General features: G+C 62.8%; 15 protein-coding genes. 7 read left to right on the top strand and 8 right to left on the bottom strand.

What is annotated here, in order from left to right:
• Positions 1-86 precede the first annotated feature (86 nt).
• On the top strand, positions 87-1,454 hold the full coding sequence (gene ppnN / locus ACNKU3_RS12010) for a nucleotide 5'-monophosphate nucleosidase PpnN (protein WP_418259709.1): 1,368 nt from the start codon (positions 87-89) through the stop codon (positions 1,452-1,454).
• Between the two features lie 6 nt (positions 1,455-1,460).
• On the opposite strand, the gene cfa is transcribed toward ppnN, so the two are convergent.
• The 7 genes from cfa to ACNKU3_RS11975 all read right to left on the bottom strand — a co-directional run bounded on the left by cfa (position 1,461) and on the right by ACNKU3_RS11975 (position 12,030).
• A complete protein-coding gene (cfa, locus tag ACNKU3_RS12005; RefSeq protein ID WP_418259708.1) occupies positions 1,461-2,657 on the bottom strand; it encodes a cyclopropane fatty acyl phospholipid synthase in 1,197 nt (398 codons plus the stop codon).
• Positions 2,658-2,759: 102 nt separating this feature from the next.
• Positions 2,760-3,575, bottom strand: a complete 816-nt coding sequence (locus ACNKU3_RS12000) for a mechanosensitive ion channel family protein (RefSeq protein ID WP_418259707.1) — start codon at positions 3,573-3,575, stop codon at positions 2,760-2,762.
• Positions 3,568-6,354: an AAA family ATPase gene (locus ACNKU3_RS11995; RefSeq protein ID WP_418259706.1), complete on the bottom strand. Its 2,787-nt coding sequence runs from the start codon at positions 6,352-6,354 to the stop codon at positions 3,568-3,570. The genes ACNKU3_RS12000 and ACNKU3_RS11995 overlap by 8 nt, the downstream gene beginning before the upstream one ends.
• 1 nt (position 6,355) lies before the next feature.
• Positions 6,356-6,490, bottom strand: a complete 135-nt coding sequence (locus tag ACNKU3_RS11990; protein WP_418259705.1) for a hypothetical protein — start codon at positions 6,488-6,490, stop codon at positions 6,356-6,358.
• Between the two features lie 63 nt (positions 6,491-6,553).
• The gene (locus ACNKU3_RS11985) at positions 6,554-7,525 is read right to left on the bottom strand and encodes a calcium/sodium antiporter (protein ID WP_418259704.1); all 972 of its coding nucleotides are present in this window, start codon (positions 7,523-7,525) and stop codon (positions 6,554-6,556) included.
• 70 nt (positions 7,526-7,595) lie between these two features.
• Complete coding sequence (locus ACNKU3_RS11980) at positions 7,596-10,766, bottom strand: efflux RND transporter permease subunit (protein ID WP_418259703.1); 3,171 nt, start codon at positions 10,764-10,766, stop codon at positions 7,596-7,598.
• Positions 10,767-10,779: 13 nt separating this feature from the next.
• Positions 10,780-12,030 (bottom strand): efflux RND transporter periplasmic adaptor subunit, encoded by a 1,251-nt coding sequence (locus tag ACNKU3_RS11975; RefSeq protein WP_418259702.1) that lies wholly within the window; start codon positions 12,028-12,030, stop codon positions 10,780-10,782.
• Positions 12,031-12,262: 232 nt separating this feature from the next.
• Here ACNKU3_RS11975 and ACNKU3_RS11970 point away from each other — a divergent pair, with 232 nt between their 5' ends.
• From ACNKU3_RS11970 to ACNKU3_RS11960, 3 genes are all read left to right on the top strand, one after another.
• Positions 12,263-12,904, top strand: coding sequence for a TetR/AcrR family transcriptional regulator (locus tag ACNKU3_RS11970; RefSeq protein WP_418259701.1), 642 nt, complete (start codon positions 12,263-12,265; stop codon positions 12,902-12,904).
• Positions 12,905-13,090: 186 nt separating this feature from the next.
• Complete coding sequence (locus ACNKU3_RS11965; protein WP_418259998.1) at positions 13,091-15,376, top strand: heavy metal translocating P-type ATPase; 2,286 nt, start codon at positions 13,091-13,093, stop codon at positions 15,374-15,376.
• Between the two features lie 32 nt (positions 15,377-15,408).
• On the top strand, positions 15,409-15,792 hold the full coding sequence (locus ACNKU3_RS11960) for a hypothetical protein (RefSeq protein ID WP_418259700.1): 384 nt from the start codon (positions 15,409-15,411) through the stop codon (positions 15,790-15,792).
• Between the two features lie 108 nt (positions 15,793-15,900).
• On the opposite strand, the gene ACNKU3_RS11955 is transcribed toward ACNKU3_RS11960, so the two are convergent.
• Positions 15,901-16,266, bottom strand: a complete 366-nt coding sequence (locus ACNKU3_RS11955; RefSeq protein WP_418259699.1) for a group I truncated hemoglobin — start codon at positions 16,264-16,266, stop codon at positions 15,901-15,903.
• A 134-nt stretch (positions 16,267-16,400) separates the two neighbouring features.
• Here ACNKU3_RS11955 and ACNKU3_RS11950 point away from each other — a divergent pair, with 134 nt between their 5' ends.
• From ACNKU3_RS11950 to ACNKU3_RS11940, 3 genes are all read left to right on the top strand, one after another.
• Entirely contained in the window at positions 16,401-16,826 is a 426-nt protein-coding gene (locus ACNKU3_RS11950) for an RrF2 family transcriptional regulator (RefSeq protein ID WP_418259698.1), read from the top strand.
• Between the two features lie 364 nt (positions 16,827-17,190).
• On the top strand, positions 17,191-17,745 hold the full coding sequence (locus tag ACNKU3_RS11945) for a flavodoxin (protein ID WP_418259697.1): 555 nt from the start codon (positions 17,191-17,193) through the stop codon (positions 17,743-17,745).
• A gap of 28 nt (positions 17,746-17,773) precedes the next feature.
• Entirely contained in the window at positions 17,774-18,244 is a 471-nt protein-coding gene (locus ACNKU3_RS11940; RefSeq protein ID WP_418259696.1) for a NifB/NifX family molybdenum-iron cluster-binding protein, read from the top strand.
• Positions 18,245-18,395 lie beyond the last annotated feature (151 nt).

Here is an 18,395-nt window from a genome sequence, read left to right as displayed (position 1 = left end):
CCGGAGCAAAAACGCCTATGGCAGCATGCCAGCAGCGCCCTGTAAAGCATGGCGTCGATGGCGGGAAATACTCTATATTGCCGTCTATGACCGATAAAATTGCATTTTCTTCCGTACGCCCGAGGCACAGCCTCGATCTTCTTTCCCAGCGCGAGATGACCAGCCTCGTCGAGGTGAACCCGGAGGTGTATGCCCTGTTCCGGCTCTGTGCGCTGGCGGTACTCAACACCGGGGTCAACGTGGACGACACGCGGGAAGTATCCGCCCGCTACGACGATTTCAGGCTGCAGGTGGTCCCGGAACCCCGTGGGCTGAAACTCGAGTTGCATAACGCGCCAGCACAGGCCTTCGTGGATGGCCGGATGATCGAGGGTATCAGCGCCCACCTGTTTTCTGCGCTGCGCGATATTGTCTATACCCACCACAAGCTGGCCCAGGTCGGGCAGTTCGACCTGGAATCCCGCAGCGGCATCACTGACGCGGTGTTCCGGGTGCTGCGCAACGCCAACATAGTGCGCAGCGATACCTCACCGCGTCTCGTGGTCTGTTGGGGCGGACACTCCATCTCCCGGCAGGAGTATGACTTCAGCAAGGAGGTAGGCTACGAGTTCGGGCTGCGCGGCATGGATATCGCTACCGGCTGCGGGCCGGGGGCGATGAAGGGGCCGATGAAGGGGGCGGCCATTGGTCATGCCAAACAACTTAACCACGGCTGTCGCTACGTCGGTATTTCCGAGCCCGGGATCATCGTCGCCGAGTCACCGAATGCCATGGTCAACGAACTGGTGATCCTGCCGGACATCGAAAAGCGCCTGGAGGCATTCGTGCGGCTGGCGCACGGCATCGTCATTTTTCCCGGCGGCGTGGGTACCGCCGAGGAAATCATGTACCTGCTCGGGGTGAAGATGCACCCGGCCAACGCGGATATTCCCCTGCCGCTGATCATGGCGGCGCCGAAGGGCAGCGAGGCCTGGTTCGAGCGAATCGACCGCTTCCTGCGCCATGCCCTCGGGGAGGAGGTGTCCCGCCACTACGACATCATCATTGGCGACCCGGCGGGTGTAGCGCAGCGCATGAAACAGGGGCTCAGGGATGTGCGCGACTACCGGGTGCGCACCAGTGAATCCTTCGGTTTCAACTGGGGACTGCACATCGAAAACGCCCTGCAGCAGCCCTTCATCCCTTCCCATGAACGGATGGCGGCCCTGCACCTGGATCGCTCGCGGCCGCAACATGAACTGATCGCCGACCTGCGACGGGTGTTTTCCGGGCTGGTGGCCGGCAATGTGAAAGAACAGGGCATTCGCCAGGTGGAGGAGCATGGCCCCTACCAGCTCAATGGCGAAGCGGACGTCATTGCCCTGCTCGGTGAACTGCTCGCCGGTTTCGTGGCGGAGGGGCGCATGAAGATAAATCCGGACAACTATGTCCCCTGTTTCAGTCTCGCCTGCTGACGTGGTTCAGCGGACCGAGCGGTAGGTGCCCTGCAGTTCCGCTCCGGTGAACACTATCTGCCATAACTGGCCGCGACCGGAACGGAAGAAGCCGGCACAGCACTGCAGGTAGTATTTCCACATGCGGTAGAAGTGCTCGTCGTAGTATTCACTCTTCAGCTGAGGCCAGGCGCGATCAAAGTTTTCCCACCAGGCCATCAGGGTGCGGTCGTAATCCGGGCCGAAGTTGTGCCAGTCCTGCAGGGTGAGCAGGCCCTCGAATGCCTTGCTGATACGTTTTGCCGATGGCAGTTTGCCGTTGGGGAAAATATAGGTGTCGATCCAGGGGTCGTCGCGGGTGGTGGTGCGGTATTCGCCGATCGTATGCAGCAGGAAGCAGCCCCCGGGTTGCATCAGCCTGCGCACCTTGCGGAAAAATGTGCGGTAGTTTTTCGGGCCTACGTGTTCGAACATGCCCACCGAGACCACTTTGTCGAACTGCCCTTCCAGGCTGCGGTAGTCCATCAGTTCAATGCTGGCGGGAAGTCCGGACAGCCGCTCCCTGGCCAGGGCGGCCTGTTCCTTCGATACTGTAATGCCGGTGACGTTAACACCGTAGTGACGGGCGGCGAATTCCGCCAGTCCGCCCCAGCCGCAGCCGATGTCCAGCAGGCGCTCGCCCGCCTGCAGTTTCAGCTTGCGGCAGATCAGGTCGAGCTTGGCCTGCTGCGCGTCGGCGAGATTGGTCGCGGTTTCCCAGTAGGCGCAGCTGTAGGACATGGTGGGGTCGAGCATGGCCTGGTATATCGGGTTGCCGATATCGTAGTGGCGCTCGCCAACCTCGTGGGCGTGGCGTCGGCTCTGGCGGTTGCGCAAAAGGTTTTTCAGGTAACCGGACAGGGCGTGGCCGAGCAGGCGCAGTCGCAGTGAACGGTGGAGCCGGTTATCCACCCGCGCGCGCAGGAAGCGGTTGATCAGTTCATCGACCTGGGCGGCGTCCCACTGGCCGTCGACGAAGGATTCGCCGAGCCCGAGGGAACCGCTGGTAAGAATCCGCTCGTAGGTGGCGGCGTCGAAGACCTGTATATCCCACGGCTTATCGCCGTTGAAGGTGACGCCGGCCAGCGCCGCCAGTTGTGCCAGTGCGGCGGGCGGCGCAGGTTGCGCGGGCCCTCCTGGGCTGGCCTTCCCGAATCCGTCGGGGTCGTGTTGTTCCTGCAGCACGGCGCACCCTCCAGTGGACGTCCCTCCGGTAGCACCGGGCGGGTCCGGTTAGATGGTTCCTGCTAAACAGTATAAGAAATAATCAACGGTTTTGTAGTGGGCTCAATCGCGGGTGGGACGCTGGATGCCCGCCTCCAGCAGCAGGCGGGTGGCGCGCCGGGTGATATCGGTTTTGAAATCCTTCTCGTGGTCGACGTCGAGGACGTAGGCCTTGGCGCGCAGGCGGATAGCGATACGCTCGGCGAGTGCGACTTCCTCGATGGAAAAGGTCACCGGCTTTTTCAGGAAGGCGAAGCGACTGGTGACAATGACCTGGCGGATGATGTCCCGCGCCTGGTCGATATCCGCGTCCAGTGCGAGGTGGAAGTCGGCGGTGACCATCATCTCCATGGCGCCCATGTTGCCCGACGCCACCACATCGGTGATAAAGCGCGAATTCGGAATCGTCACCGTATTATCGTCGAGTGTCTGCAGGCGCACCGAGCGCAGAGTGATCGCGGTGATGGTGCCGTAGGTATCGTTGAAGGAGACCCGGTCGCCCACCTGGAAGGGCCGGTCAAACAACAGCATGATGCCGGAGACCAGGGAGGCCGCAACGTCTTTCAGGGCAAAGCCGAGGGCGACGGCGATGGAACCGCCGACGGCGATCAGGAATTCCTTCGGCGGCTGCAGCACCCCGACGATCAGGACCACGGTGCCGCCGATATAGAGTACGAAAGTGGTGAGGGTCGACAGTTGCAGCAACTGGAAGCGGCGGGAGGGCATGCGCTCCATCAGCAGTTCGCAGAAGCGGCGCACGAACCAGTTGAGCAGCCAGATGGTGAGGATGCCGGCCAGCAGGAGCAGCAGCGTCGTGGCGTCGAACATGTCGGCCACGACGTCGAACTGTTCGATCAGTTTGTCGCCGTTTTCATTCATGGAGGAGGTTTTTCCTCGCCAGCAGGCGGGTGATGGCCGGATACCAGAGCGGCACGATCCGGTAGCGCCGGTTCGCCGAACGTTGTACCAGGCCGATATCGAAGGCAATTTTCAGTGCCGCCCGCACCCTGCTTTCCGGCAGTGCGGTCGTCGCCACCAGTTCCTCGCTGGTCATGTTTTCGTGCAGGACCAGCGCGGCGTAGGTGAAGTGCATTTCCTTGTCCAGGCGCTCCAGCGCAGCGCCGGCCACCTCTACTGGCAGGCCCACCGTCACGCTGCTGCCGTTGACCGTGACCGAGGTCAGCCACAGGCGTAGCGCGAGCAGCGGATTGCCGCGGCAGGCGTCCCACAACAGGCTGAAATACAGTTGCTCCGCGTTGCGGATATTGCCGGCTTCCGGACCGCGGGAGGAGAGCAGGATGCTGTCGTAGTGAATCTTGCAGCCGCTGAGCTGGTTGCGCGAGAGAATCAGGGAGCGGATATCGTTCTGGCTCCAGGGTCGGGTATGCAGCAGGGTGCCGAACTGGTAGTCGCGGCCGAATACGTTGCCGAGATAGGCCCAGCTCTGGTTGTTCATCGCCACTACCCAGAACACGTTGCGCAGCCGGGCGCGGGTCAGGCCGAGCAGGAACTCCCAGCCCTGCAGGCCCCCGACCCGGCGCAGGAAACAGTTCTGCGCGTTGTCCAGCACCAGTACTGTCGGCTCGCGGTCGGTATCCGATTTGACCAGTTCCGCCGGACCGTCGACGAGGCCGACGCCGAGTATCGGTTCCAGCAGTGCAGCGATGGCCTCGGGGCTCGCGCACTTGGCGGGCACCTCAACGTACTCGACTCTCGGTGCGGCCTCCTGCCGGCCGAGCCATTCGCAGGTTTTCATCAGTACGGTGGTTTTGCCGGAGCCCCGCTCGCCGTTGAACAACAGGGAATTTTCCTCGGATTTCTCCCCCAGCCAGGCATCCAGGGACTTCTGCAGGCGCTCGCCCACATCCACCACAATGAACGGAGGTTCGCCCGCATCCAGGGTTTCACCGAAGTACACCTGGTAGCGGGCCAGGGCACTTTCGTCGGACAGCGACACGGCGTCCTCGTCGGCCTGGCCGGAGCGCAGCTTGAAGCCGCGCGCCATCAGCCGCCGGTACCAGTCGTAGTCCACCAGCCCCTTGTGCACGAAGAACACCAGCAGCGCGGCCAGCAGGAAGGGTGTCGCCAGCGGCGCCAGCAGCACGAAGCGCCAGTCGGCAAACAGGCGCTCCGCCGGAGCATCCCAGGCCGAGGGCAGGATGGACTGCAGTGCGCGGATAAATTCGCTGCGCCAGGGAAGCAGCAGCAGGCCCAGCGCGACCAGCATGGCGGCTACGGTGAGCCAGTCGAGCAGGGCGAGGCTGAGCGACGAACCGAGGGTCATCCCGACAACGTCCATCAGCAGCCACGGCAGGATCACGATCCGGGCGAAACGCCGCGCCCGCAGCACCGCGGCCTGTTGCTGCTGGCCGTTGAGGTAGCTGCCCGCGAGGCTCGCGATGCGGTGCAGGAACCACTCCCCGGCCAGGCACAGCAAGCCGTAGACGATGTAGAGGCGGGCGAAGGGCAGCAGGGGCAGCAGCAGCGGCAGGTGGTGGTTGCGGTACTGGTGCTCCAGTACTGCGAGACCGAGCCAGCCGAGGATCCAGGGCAACAACTCGGGAATCGGCGCGGTCATGCGCACCAGTTGGGCGCGGGCGCGGCTGCCGTGACAGCGCCGGGCAAAGGCGGCCTGTGCGCGATTGGCGGGGCCGCGACTGGCGCGGGCGAAGAATCCCAGCGCGATAAAAGCGCCCAGCCCCAGCAGGTACTCGAAGCCGAGCAACCAGCGTTTGCCGCGTGTACCCCCGGCGGTACTGGCAAAGTCCTCGGCGATCGCGGGCAGCATGGAGAGCAGGATGCCCTGCATGGCCCGGCCCTCGTCGTAGAGCAGGCGGGCGCTGTCGCCCGCGCCCGCCAGGGCACTGCGGAATGCGTTGTGGTGCTCGGCCCAGAGCCAGCCGCGAACGGCGTTGTAGGCCCGGGCCTGGATCAGCGTATCCATGGCGGCGAGCCGGTAGTGGCGGTGGACCGCGCCGGACAGCTCCGCGCTGGCTTCGCGCAGCAGGTTTTCCGGGGGTGTGGCCGCGGTACGGTTTAAATCCAGGGATTGCCGCCAGTGCTGCAACCAGTCATCGATGACCTGCGCGGACACGTTTCCCTGCAGGGTCTTTAGCATCTGCAGGTAGGCGAGGCGCCCGCTTTGCAGGCGGCTGTCGAGCAGGGCAATTTCACGGAGTAACTCCGCGTTGCTCGTGCCGGATATGTCAGCGACCTGCCGGGTGCTGCGGCTGAGCCGGGCCCGCGAAGCCCACAGGTCAAGCATGCCCTCGCGGGCGGGCGCGGGCAGGTTGGCCCAGTTTTCGGCGCGCAGGCGGACCAGTTGCGCCTTCTGCCAGACCAGTGCTTCGCGGGTCTTACGGTAGCCTGCCTGTAGCGCCTCGCAGCGCACGTTCTCCGCCGCGTGGGTCGGCGCCGCTTCGCCGTCGTCTCCCGAGAGCAGAGCGACGATCTCATCTACACCGAGGTCCGCGTCGGCGTCGCCTTCGAGAATGTCCTCGATGGCAGTGGCCTGGCGCTGGAAACCTGCGAGCTGCTCCTGCAACCTGGCGTAAGTCCTGCGCTCCTCGCGGCAGACGCCGCTTTCCGGCAACAGGTCTTCGGCGTGCAGGGGCAGGCTGGCGAGCAGCGCGAAACAGGCGAGCAGCAGGGCTCTCATCTCAGGCGAGTCCGTTGGTCTTGAGGAATTCGGGTACAGTGCCTCCAAAACCTCCGCGAAGGATCTGGTGATCCGCCGAGGCGACCTGCAGGTCGTCCATGAAAACTGTGAATGCGTGGCTCAGTGTTGCATCCATTGGTTGTGCCGTTGCCCCTTGCGGCTCCCCTGATCGAAAAAGTATAGGCTGTGCCGGCGCAAGTTACGACTTGAGTGCGGTGGCCAGCAGGAAGCCGGTGTACGCCAGGTAGCAAAGCAGCAGCCCCGCGCCTTCGAAGCGGTCGATATTGCCGGGCTTGCGATAGCCGTAACAGACCAGGTAGAGCGACAGGGTCAGGGCGGCCATCACCAGTACGTCGCGGTCGAGCACCTCCGGTGATACCGGCATCGGGTGAATGCTCCCGGCAATCCCGACCACGGCGAGCGTGTTGAACAGGTTGGAGCCGAGTACGTTGCCCACTGCCAGGTCGTGTTCCCCCTTGCGCGCGGCGATCAGGGTAGAGGCGAGTTCCGGCAGCGAAGTGCCGACAGCAATCACCGTCAGGCCAATGACCAGGTCGCTGACGCCGAAGCTGTGGGCAATGTCCACGGCGCCCCAGACCAGCAAGCGCGAACTGGCCACCAGTACCAGCAGGCCGACCACGAGAAAGACCAGGGCGCGGCGCAGGGGCATGGCCCGGGTATCCATTTCCGCCGCGATGTCCCTGCCGAGGCCGTCGCCGGAACGGCGCAGGCCCTGGTAGATCGTCCAGCCCATCAGGCCGGCAAACAGGGCGAGCAGCACACCGGCATCCAGCCGGCTGATATTGCCGTCCAGCAACTGGGCTGCCGCAATAGCGGTAACCAGGGTCAGGATCGGCAGCTCCTTGCGCAGGATGGTGGAATTGACCGCGATGGGGCTGATCAGCGCGGCGAGCCCGAGGATCAGGGCGATGTTGGTAATGTTGGAGCCGTAGGCGTTGCCCAGCGCCAGCCCCGGATTTCCCTGCGCCGCCGAAAATGCCGACACCACCATCTCCGGCATGGACGTGCCAAAGCCGACCACCAGCATGCCGATCAGCAGCGGCGGCACCCGGCAATAGCTGGCGCTGATGGCGGCGCCCTCGACGAACCAGTTCGCGCTCCAGACCAGCAGGATAAGACCGCAGATGACCGCGAGGGCGGGTAACAGCATGGGATATAGAACCTGTACGCAACGAGTGGCCTACTTGAGCATCCCAAAGCGCCTGTGGCAAGCAGGAAATTCAGCCCTGGTCCAATCCCGGAACGTTTTCCTCTGCAGGTTGCTGTTTCCGCAGCCCCAGTCCCTGCAGCACCACATAGAACAGCGGGGTAAAGAAGATGCCGAAAAAGGTTACCCCGAGCATGCCAAAGACCACCGCGATACCCAGTGCATTGCGCAGCTCGGCGCCCGCGCCAGTGGCGACCATCAACGGAATCACACCGAAGATAAACGCGAAGGAGGTCATGATGATCGGGCGCAGGCGCAGACGGCAGGCTTCAAGGGCGGCTTCGGCAATCGACTTGCCCTGGGCCTGCAGCTCGCGGGCGAACTCGACGATCAGGATGGCGTTTTTCGCCGCCAGGGCGATCAGCACGAACAGGCCGACCTGGGTGAAGATGTTGATTTCCGAGCCCATCAGCAACAGGCCGAGGACCGCGCTCAGCAGGCACATCGGCACGATCAGGATGACCGCCAGCGGCAGCTTGATGCTCTCGTACTGCGCCGCGAGCACCAGGAACACCAGCAGCACGCACAGCGGCAACACCAGGGTGAGGGCGCCGGCGGACTGCACCTGCTGGAAGGCGATTTCCGTCCAGCTGAAGGTGACGCCCTTGGGCAGGGCAGCCCGCGCCGCTTCCTCGTAGGCGGCAATCGCCTCGCCGGAGCTGTAGCCCGGGGCGGGCTTGGCGTTGAGGTCCGTCGAGGGGTAGCCGTTGTAGCGCTGCACGAGGTTGGGACCGTAGCTCTGGTCCAGTTTCATCACTGCGCCCAGCGGCACCATCGCGCCGTCCTGGTTGCGGGTCTGCAGCAGAAGGGCGTCGTCGGCCTCGGCGCGGAAGCGCTGGTCGGCCTGCACCATCACCCGGAAGGTGCGGCCGAACTGGTTGAAGTCGTTGACGTAGTAGGAACCGAGGTAGGCCTGCATAGTCAGGAACAGGTCGTCCAGGTTGATGCCCATGCGCTTGGCTTTCTCCCGGTCCACATCGGCAAACAGCTGCGGCGCATTGATCTCGAAGTTGCTGTATGCGCCGGCCAGTTCGGGACGCTTGCGCGCCTCGGCGACCACTGCCTGGGTCATGGCGTTGAGGTTATCGATACCGCTGGCGGTGCGATCCTCGATCTGCATCTTGATGCCGCCCGCCGGCCCGAAGCCGCGAATCGGCGGGGCGGAGATGACCATGGCGAAGGCGTCCTTGAGCCCCGCCAGTCTGGCATTCAACTTGGCCGCCAGGGCGGGGCCGGACTGGTCCGCGCCGCGCTCCTCGAAGGGGTCCAGCGGCAGGAAGATGATCGCGCTGTTGGAGGCGCGGGTAAAGCCGTTGAGGGACAGGCCGGGGAACTGCACCGCGTGGCGGAAACCCGGAATCTCCTGGGCGTAGTTCCAGATCTCCCGCGCCACTTCCTCGGTGCGTTCGATGGAGGCGCCCGGCGGCAGGGAGACCGTGGTGATCAGGTAACCCTTGTCCTGCTCCGGCACGAAACCTTCCGGGGTCTGCTGGAAGCTGATGCCGGCGGCGGCCACCAGCAGGGCATAGATAGCCAGCGACAGCCCGCTGACCCGCAGAACCCGTTTGACCCCGTTCTGGTAGGAGATCGCCGCGCGGTCGAACAGGCGGTTGAAGGGCCGGAACAGCCAGCCGAACGCGCCGTTGATCATCCGCTGCACCCGGTCGGGCTCGGCGTGGTGGGGCTTCAGCAGCAGGGCGCAAAGGGCGGGGGAGAGGGTCAGGGAGTTGAACGCGGACAGGATCGAGGCGAAGGCGATCGACAGTGCGAACTGGCGGTAGAACGCGCCGTTGAAACCGTCCACCAGCGCCGGTGGTACGAACACCGCGCACAGCACCAGCGAGATCGCGATGATCGGGCCGGCCACCTCATCCATGGAACGATGCGCCGCCTCGCGCGGGGAGAGCCCGTCCTCGATGCCGCGCTCGACGTTTTCCACCACCACGATGGCGTCGTCCACCACGATGCCCACCGCCAGCACCAGGCCGAGCAGGGTGAGGGTGTTGATAGAGAAGCCGAACAGCAGCAGGGCCGCCAGCGTGCCGACAATGGAGATCGGCACCGCGATGATCGGGATCAACGCCGCGCGCCAGCTCTGCAGGAACAGCAGCACCACGATGACCACCAGCAGGGTGGCTTCCAGCAGGGTGTGAATCACCGCCTGGATGGATTCGGCGACGAACACCGTGGAGTCGTAGACGATGCTGTATTCCACCCCTTCGGGGAAGCGGGTGGCGAGGTCGTCCATGGTGGACTTGACCTGGTCCGCCAGCTCCAGTGCGTTGGCTCCGGGCTGCAGGAAGACCGGGATGGCCACCGCGGAGCGGTTGTCCAGCATGCTGCGCAGGGCGTATTCCCCGGCACCCAGTTCCAGCCGGGCGACGTCGCGCAGGTAGGTGAGTTCGCCCTTGTCGCCGACCTTGACGATGATGTTCTCGAACTGGTCGATGCTTTGCAGTCGTCCCTGGGCGTTGATGGCGAGCTGGAAGTCGATGGCATTGGACATCGGCGCGCCGCCGACCGAACCGGCAGGCACCTGCACATTCTGCTCGCGCAGCGCGGCGATCACATCGCCCGCAGTGAGCTTGCGGGCTGCGAGTTTTTGCGGGTCCAGCCACACGCGCATGGCGTAGTCGCCGGAGCCGAAGATACGCACATCACCGGCGCCGGGCAGGCGCGCCAGCGCGTCGCGTACCTGGATCAGGGCGTAGTTGCGCAGGTAGAGGCCGTCGTAGCGGTCATCCGGCGAGAACAGGTGTACCACCATGGTCAGGTCCGGCGAACTCTTCTGGGCGGTCACGCCCAACGCGCGGACCTCCGCCGGCAGCCGCGGCAGGGCCTGGGCGACGCGGTTCTGTACCTGCACCTGGGCGCGGTCGATATCCGCACCGAGGCCGAAGACCACGGTGATCGACAGCGAGCCGTCCTGCTGCGCCCGGGAGTTCATGTAGATCATGTCCTCCACACCGGTGATTTCCTGTTCCAGCGGCGCGGCGACGGTCTCCGAGATCACCTCGGGGCTGGCTCCCGGGAACTGCGCCTGTACCACGATGGTGGGCGGGCTGACTTCGGGGTACTCGGCGATCGGCAGCTTGTTCATCGCCAGCAGGCCGGCGACCAGCACCAGCACGGAGAGCACGCTGGCGAAAATCGGCCGTTCGATAAAGAAGTGGGTAAATTTCATCCGTGACCAGCCCTCAGAAGCGGAATGCCAGCTTGGCCGCGTCAGGCGCGGCGGCTTCGATTACGTTGGGCTGTACGGTCATGCCGGGGCGGATGCGCTGCAGGCCGTGCACCACGATTCTTTCACCGCCATCGAGGCCATCCTGGACAATACGGCGGCCCTCATAGAGGCTGCCGGTATATACCCGGCGGTACTCGACGACACCCTTGTCATTCACTACCAGCACATACTTGCGATCCTGGTCGGTGGCGATGGCGGCGTCATCCACCAGTGCCGCCTGGTAGCTGCCGCTGCCCTGCAGGCGCACACGGGCGGCCATGCCGGGGGTAAACTCGCCGTCCGGATTGCTGATCAGGGCACGCGAGGCAATGGTGCCGGTGTCGCGATTGACCCGGTTGTCGATGAAGGTGAGCTGGCCGGTGTAGGGAAAGTCGCCGTCGCTGGTCAGCCCCACATGCACCGGTAATTCGCCGCTGCCGGCGCTGGGCAGGGTGCCGTCATGGATTAGTCCCTTCAGGTTGTTGAAACTGTGCTCATCGGCATTGAAGGAAACGTAGATCGGGTCCAGCGAAACCAGCGTGGTCAGTACACTGCTGCCGGCGGTGACATAGTTGCCGCGGGTGACTTCCGCCCGCGAGACCCGCCCGGCGATCGGTGAGACCACATAGGTGTACTCGAGGTTGAGCTGGGCCTGTTCCAGGGCCGCCTGGGCCGCCTGCAGTTCCGCCTCGGCCTGGCTGAGCTTGCTGGCGCGCTGGTCGTACTCCTCCTTGGATACCGCTTTCAGACTGATCAGTTTTTCCGAGCGGTCGAGATCGATCTGCGCCAGTTCCCGCAGGGATCTGGCCCGCTCGACCTCCGCCTGGGCGCGTTCGAGTTGTAACTGGTAGGGGCGCTGGTCGATCACGAACAGCACCTCGCCCTGGCTGACATCACTGCCTTCATCGAAACGGACATCGTCGATATAGCCGCTGACCCGGGGCCGCAGCTCGACACTTTCCACGGCTTCAAAGTGGCCGGTGAAGGTGGTCCAGTCCTTGACCTGTCCGGTCGCCACGATCCGGACATCAACCTGCGGGGCGGTAGGGGCATCGGCCGCCTGCGCGGCGTCGGATTTGCAGCCCTGCAGGGCACCCGCGACCAGTACAGTGCCCATGCAGGCCAGTGCTGTTTTCCAGAAGGGCAGGGTCAGCGAACGCGCCGCAACAGGGGCGTGCGGGCAGCGCGAGCGGGACGCGAACAGTGGTTTTCGTGACAGTCTCATGGCTCTGGTTCCTTGCGATATACTGGCCCCTTTCTGTAACGGGGGCTTTGCTGCGGTTGCCGGTCAGCTGTACAGGCCGGTGCTTGAGTAGCCACCGGAAGGTGTCGAACCGCGGGCAGCTGCCGATGTATCAGGCAGCTGTCTTAAAAAATATAAAATGGTAGTATGTGACCGGTCAGTAACGTGATAGGATGTTACTGACCGGTAACACACTTCGTCAAGAGATATTTTTATGACAAGTTCAGGTACACCCGAGCCGAAGGAGCAATCCGGGGCTCACGCGACAGCGAAACCCCGCGTACGCGACCGCATCATCGATGCGGCCTCGCACCTCTTTTATTCCCAGGGCATCAACTGCGTGGGGATAGACGCGATCGTCTGCGAGGCGGACACCAACAAGATGAGCCTGTACCGCAACTTCGCCTCCAAGGACGATCTCGTGGTCCAGTACCTGAAGGAGCGACAGCAGGAGCATTTTGCCCGCTGGGATGAGATCTGCGCCACCTGCCCCGACGATCCGCGCGCCCAGCTCGAAGCCATCTTCGAGTCCTTCGTGGCGCGTGGCCACGGCCAGGCCCACTGCGGCTGTCCCGCGGCCAATGCCGCGGTGGAGTTGCGCGGCACCGGTCACGCCGGGCTGGAGGTCATCCATGCAGGCCGGGCCAGGGCCCGCCAGTACATCCGCGACCGCCTCGAGGCGGCCGGTGCGAAAAATCTCGACACCCTCACCGACGGCCTGATCCTGTTGCTGGAAGGTGCGATGCTGTCGCGGATTTCCTTTGCCGAGCAGGAATGGCCTGCTGAAAACATGGTCGCGGCCCTGAAGATACTGCTGGATGCGGAACTGGGTTCTGTAGCGCAGGCTGGAAAATAGCGCATCGGGCCGACAGGTTGACAGCGCTACCATAACCAGCGCGCTGAGTGCACTGCTCGGTGACGGCAAGGGCAATATCGATTTGCCGCGTTGGCAGGCAAAAATGAACTGTCACCGGGTTTTCCTGTCCTTCAGTTAGTACATCCATTGAACCTGAACCCGGGGTGAAATGTGAGTGACCATGGCGTGCACAGCCACCAGCACAAAGCCGGGAGCCTGACTGACCCGGTTTGCGGGATGTCTGTGGATCAGCATTCCCCTCACCACGCTGAGCACGAGGGACATACCTACTTTTTTTGCAGTGCTTCGTGCCAGGGAAAGTTCTCCGCCAGTCCACAACGTTACCTGCATGCTGCGGAGAGCGGCGTAGGCGAGGGCGATCCCGGCGCCTGGTACACCTGTCCGATGCACCCCGAGATTCGCCAGCTCGGGCCGGGTAGCTGCCCGAAATGTGGTATGGCACTGGAGCCGGAGGCGCCATCGCTGGAGGAGGAAGAGAATCCGGAACTGGTCGACTTCACCCGGCGCCTTTACCTCAGCCTGCCTTTTTCCCTCGCCGTTTTCGTGCTCGCCATGTTCGGCCATGGCTGGTTGCCGCCCGGCTGGCACAACTGGGTCGAGTTGCTGCTCGCGACACCGGTAGTGCTGTGGTGCGGATTGCCATTTTTTATCCGGGGCGTCCAGTCGCTCGTCAACCGCAGCCCGAACATGTGGACGCTGATCGGTCTCGGCACCGCCTCGGCCTACCTCTACAGTGTTATCGCAACCCTGGCGCCGCAGCTCTTCCCGCAAGCGTTCTTCATGGACGGCAGGGTCAGTGTGTATTTTGAAGCGGCGGCAGTGATTATCAGCCTGACCCTGATGGGCCAGGTGTTCGAGCTTCGGGCGCGATCGAAGACCTCCGAGGCGATAAAGGCGCTGCTGCAACTCGCCCCCGAGACCGCTCGCCGAATCAATGCAGACGGCAGCGAGGAAGATGTGCCCCTCGCCGAGGTGAGCAAGGGCGACAGTTTAAGGGTTCGCCCCGGCGAGAAAGTGCCGGTGGACGGCGAAGTGATCGAGGGCGGCAGTGCGGTGGATGAATCGATGTTGACCGGGGAGCCCGTGCCGGTCTCCAAGCGCCCGGGCGACAAGGTGATCGGCGCCACCATGAACCGCAGCGGCAGCCTGGTCATTCGCGCCGAAAGCGTGGGTGACGATTCCACCCTGGCCCAGATCGTCAAGCTGGTGAGCCAGGCCCAGCGCTCCCGGGCTCCCATGCAGCGCATGGCGGATGTGGTGGCGGGCTATTTTGTTGTTGTGGTAGTGGGCATCGCGATTATTACCTTCTTCGCCTGGGGGCTGGTTGGTCCCCAGCCCGGCTGGGTGCATGGCCTGATCAGCGCGGTCTCGGTACTGATCATCGCCTGCCCCTGTGCACTCGGGTTGGCGACCCCGATGTCGATCATGGTGGCGACCGGCAAGGCCGCCAACCAGGGCATCCTGTTCCGCGATGCGGCCGCCATCGAGGCCCTGCGCAAGGTCGATACCCTGGTAGTGGACAAGACCGGCACGCTAACCGAGGGCCGGCCGGTATTCCGTTCTGCGATTGGCGGGAAGGACTGCAGTGAGTCGGAAGTGCTGCGCCTCGCCGCCAGCCTCGACCAGGGCAGCGAGCACCCCCTGGCGATGGCCATCGTGGAGGCGGCACGCGAGCGGAGCATCGAACTGGCGGCAGTGCAGGATTTCGACTCCGAATCCGGCATCGGGGTAACCGGAAACGTCGAGGGCAGGCGGCTGGTGTTGGGTAACACCGCGCTGTTGCGGGAATCCGGTATCGACCCTGATGGCTTCGCAGACGAGGCCGATCAGTTGCGCGACAAGGGCGCGAGCGTGATCTTTCTTGGTGTCGATGGTGAGATGGCAGGTATTCTCGCCGTGGCCGACCCGGTGAAACAGTCCAGTCGGGATGCGATCAGGCTGATTCACGAGGCCGGGGTGCGAATCATCATGGCCACCGGTGACGGCGAGAGAACCGCCCGGGCGGTCGGCCAGGAGCTCGGCATCGACGAAGTCCACGGCGAGATAACCCCGCAGGGCAAGCTGGAACTGGTGGCGAAACTGCAGGGCGAAGGCGCCGTGGTCGCCATGGCGGGTGACGGCATCAACGATGCCCCGGCACTGGCGCAGGCCCAGGTGGGTATCGCCATGGGTACCGGTACGGACGTTGCCATGAGCAGCGCGCAGGTCACCCTGGTCAAGGGCGACCTGCGCGGCATCGGCGAGGCGATCAGGCTGTCGGAGCTCACCGTCGGCAATATGCGCCAGAACCTCGGCTTCGCCTTTCTCTATAACAGCATTGGGGTGCCGGTTGCGGCGGGCGTCCTGTTTCCGTTCACCGGCTTACTGTTGTCGCCCATGATCGCGGCGCTGGCGATGAGCCTGAGTTCGGTGTCGGTGGTGACCAATGCACTGCGCCTGCGGTTTCAGTAGGGGATTTTTCCATTACGAGGAGGTGCCTGAAGATGAAATACAGAAACTTGATGGCCGCGGTGATGATCGCCGGGTGTGTAGTACCGCCGTTCGCCCTGGCCCAGGGACAGGGCGGTATGGGCTCGCAGCAGATGGTTCACCAGCAGGGGCATATCTATGGCTCCGAACTTATGACCGAGCAGGAACGCAACGCGTATCGCGACCAGATGCGCGCGGCCAAAACCGAGCAGGAGCGCGACCAGATACGCGCGGCGCACCATGAAGCGATGCGCCAGCGAGCTGAGGCCATGGGCAAGCAGCTGCCGGACGACCCACCCGAGTACGGCGGCCACATGGGCATGCACGGGCAAGGACAGGGCTCCGGGCAGGGTGCAGGCATGCAGGGTAGCGGCAAAAAAAACCAGGGCGGAATGTAAGCCGTTCTGCGCAGACTGCTTACTCGGCCCCGGTTCCCGCCCGGAATGTGTTGTTCCAGCAGGGTTGAAGTGCGGAAGCTGTCGGGTGCTGGGTAGGCTGTCCCCCGATTAACTTCTGCCCAGCACGTCGTCCCGGACGCTTTCGGCGACGGCTGCCACTGCCTGAATTTTCTCGGCGGGCACGTTAAACTCCTGCAGCGTTGTGCCGAGTATTTCAATAATCGCGTCGACATGGGAGTCATTGAGCCCCCTCTCGACCAAGTGGGCGTGGCCGTCGCGCATGTTTTTACCCGTGTACTTGTTGGGCCCCCCGAACGCGAATGACAGGAACGACTTCTGCTTGCGCGCCTGCCGCTCCATGTCGGTGCTGTCAAAGAAACCGTTTACACGGTCATCGGCCAGGACTTTCTGGTAAAAGGCGTCAACGACCGCATCCAGTGCTGCCGCGCCACCCAGGTCTTCGAAAAGGCTCATATTGAACTCCAGACAGGGAAAGAATGTAATATTGTTGAAACACCGTTAAAATGTATTTCAAATACATCTTATAGGATTCTCCCCGGAATACAAGTTCCTGACAATTTTTTATCTGGAGATAGACAGGAAAGGTCATGAAACTCAGCCTGTACACCGATTTCTCGCTGCGTGTCCTACTGTACATCGGTACCAACAGCGGCCGGCGTGTCACCATGGCGGAGATCGCCGACAGCTACGGAATATCCCGGGAGCACCTGCGCAAGGTGGTCCACCTGCTGGGTAAACTGGGGTATATCGAGACCCATCGCGGCAAGGGCGGCGGCTTTACCCTGGGAGCTGACGCCGCGAAGATCAACATTGGCGACGTGGTGGAAGCTACCGAGCCCCGGCAGCCGGTGATTGATTGCTCACCCTGCATCCTGGTTTCCGCATGCACCCTGCAGTCGGTGCTCCAGGAAGCTGAAAAGGCCTTCTACGACGTGCTGAAAGGTTATTGCCTGAGCGACCTGCTGAAAAACAAGGCGATGCAACAGATCCTGTTGCGGACGAGCGATACCTGAGCGAAGCGATCCCGGTATGTAAGCAACCCCGCCTGCCTGGTGGGGGTGGATTCTGGTCGCCTTGTCTGCATAGTCCCCAACATCGGAAGTAGGAGCTAGCCGCTATCGCTGTGTAGGGTTTGCGACAAATCGTGGCTCCTTCGGTGGCTACTGCTTTCTCCGCTAAAACATAACTAATTGAATCTTTGGTTATTTTTGCAAAAATTTCGGGCGGCCTGATTTTTGCTGAACAACACATGGATAGCGCTCCTGTTCGCGATAAAGAGCGGAAATTTCTGGCCGGGATCACTCTCGGCAGGCTTTCGTCCTTCGCCCGGCCGGGACTATCTGATGAACACACTCGCCACTTGCACCGGGAGCCCTTATGCAAAGCATTGGTATGTTTTTCGGAACTGAAACAGGCACCACGCGCCTGATTGCCAAGAAACTCTACAAAATACTCGGCGAGGATATCGCCAGCAAGCCGTTGAACGTAAATCGCATTACGGTAGAGGAGTTCCTGCAATATGACGCGTTGATCCTCGGTACGCCCAGTTATGGTGTCGGCGACATTCCCGGGCTCAGTGCCGGTTGCCTGGAGCGCAACTGGGGAGAGTTCCTGCAACAGCTCGGGTCTCCAGATTTATCCGGAAAACGCATCGCCATGTTTGGGCTTGGCGCCCAGGAGCGCTATTCAGAGCGCTTCGCCAGCTCGCTCTTCGCGCTGTATCGCGTATTCGAGGGACTGGGCGCGGAAATGGTCGGTGACTGGCCAGTCGACGGCTACACCTTTGATCACTCTGCATCGGTGATTGATGGCCGCTTTGTCGGCCTGGTGATCGATCAGCGTACGCAGGGCATGTACACCGAACAGCGATTGAAGGATTGGGCGGATCAGGTGAAACCACTGCTGATCGAAAAAATTGCGCGAGCTGCGTGATACAAGGGGAGGGCAGGTGATGAATGCTATGGATACTCTCGGCTGTGTGGCTGATGCACAGATTGACGATGCGTGCTTGCTGGTGGCCTTCGCCTCCATGGACGGCGATATGGTGGATCAGCATTTCGGTTCCGCGCAGGCCTTCTATCTCTACGCGATCAGCAGTGATGCAGCGAACCTGCTTGCGTCACAATCTTTCGGGGTGGAAAAGAAGGACGGCAATGAAGACAAGCTCAAGCCGAAACTGGCGTGGCTGGCGGGGGCCGACATTGTGTACTGCGGCTCCATCGGCGGCTCGGCAACCCGCCAGCTTCTGGCGCTGGGCGTTCATCCGCTGAAGGTGAAGGGTGGGCCCGATGTGAAAGAATTGATCGAGGAACTGCAGCTACAGCTTAACGGCGACAAGGAGGCGTGGCTGGAGAAGCTGTTGCAGCGTAAAAGCAGGGCATCGGATGAGGATCGATTTGCTGCGATGGATGATGAGGGTTGGGACGGTTAGCCCGTAGAGTTCTGAAAAAGGCGTGTCGGCCATCGGAATATTGAAATAGTCGGGAAATTTATATTTAACGCCAGGAGATTTTGGTGCCTGAATTGCACCAGCGCTGAGCGCAAGTGGTTGATTGACCCGCGCCCCCTCCATTAGCTCATTT

The organism is Haliea sp. E17, from assembly GCF_048323675.1.
GTDB lineage: Bacteria > Pseudomonadota > Gammaproteobacteria > Pseudomonadales > Halieaceae > Mangrovimicrobium.
The sequence above is the reverse complement of the archived record's forward strand: the minus strand, read 5'-3'. Positions and strand labels throughout refer to the sequence as shown.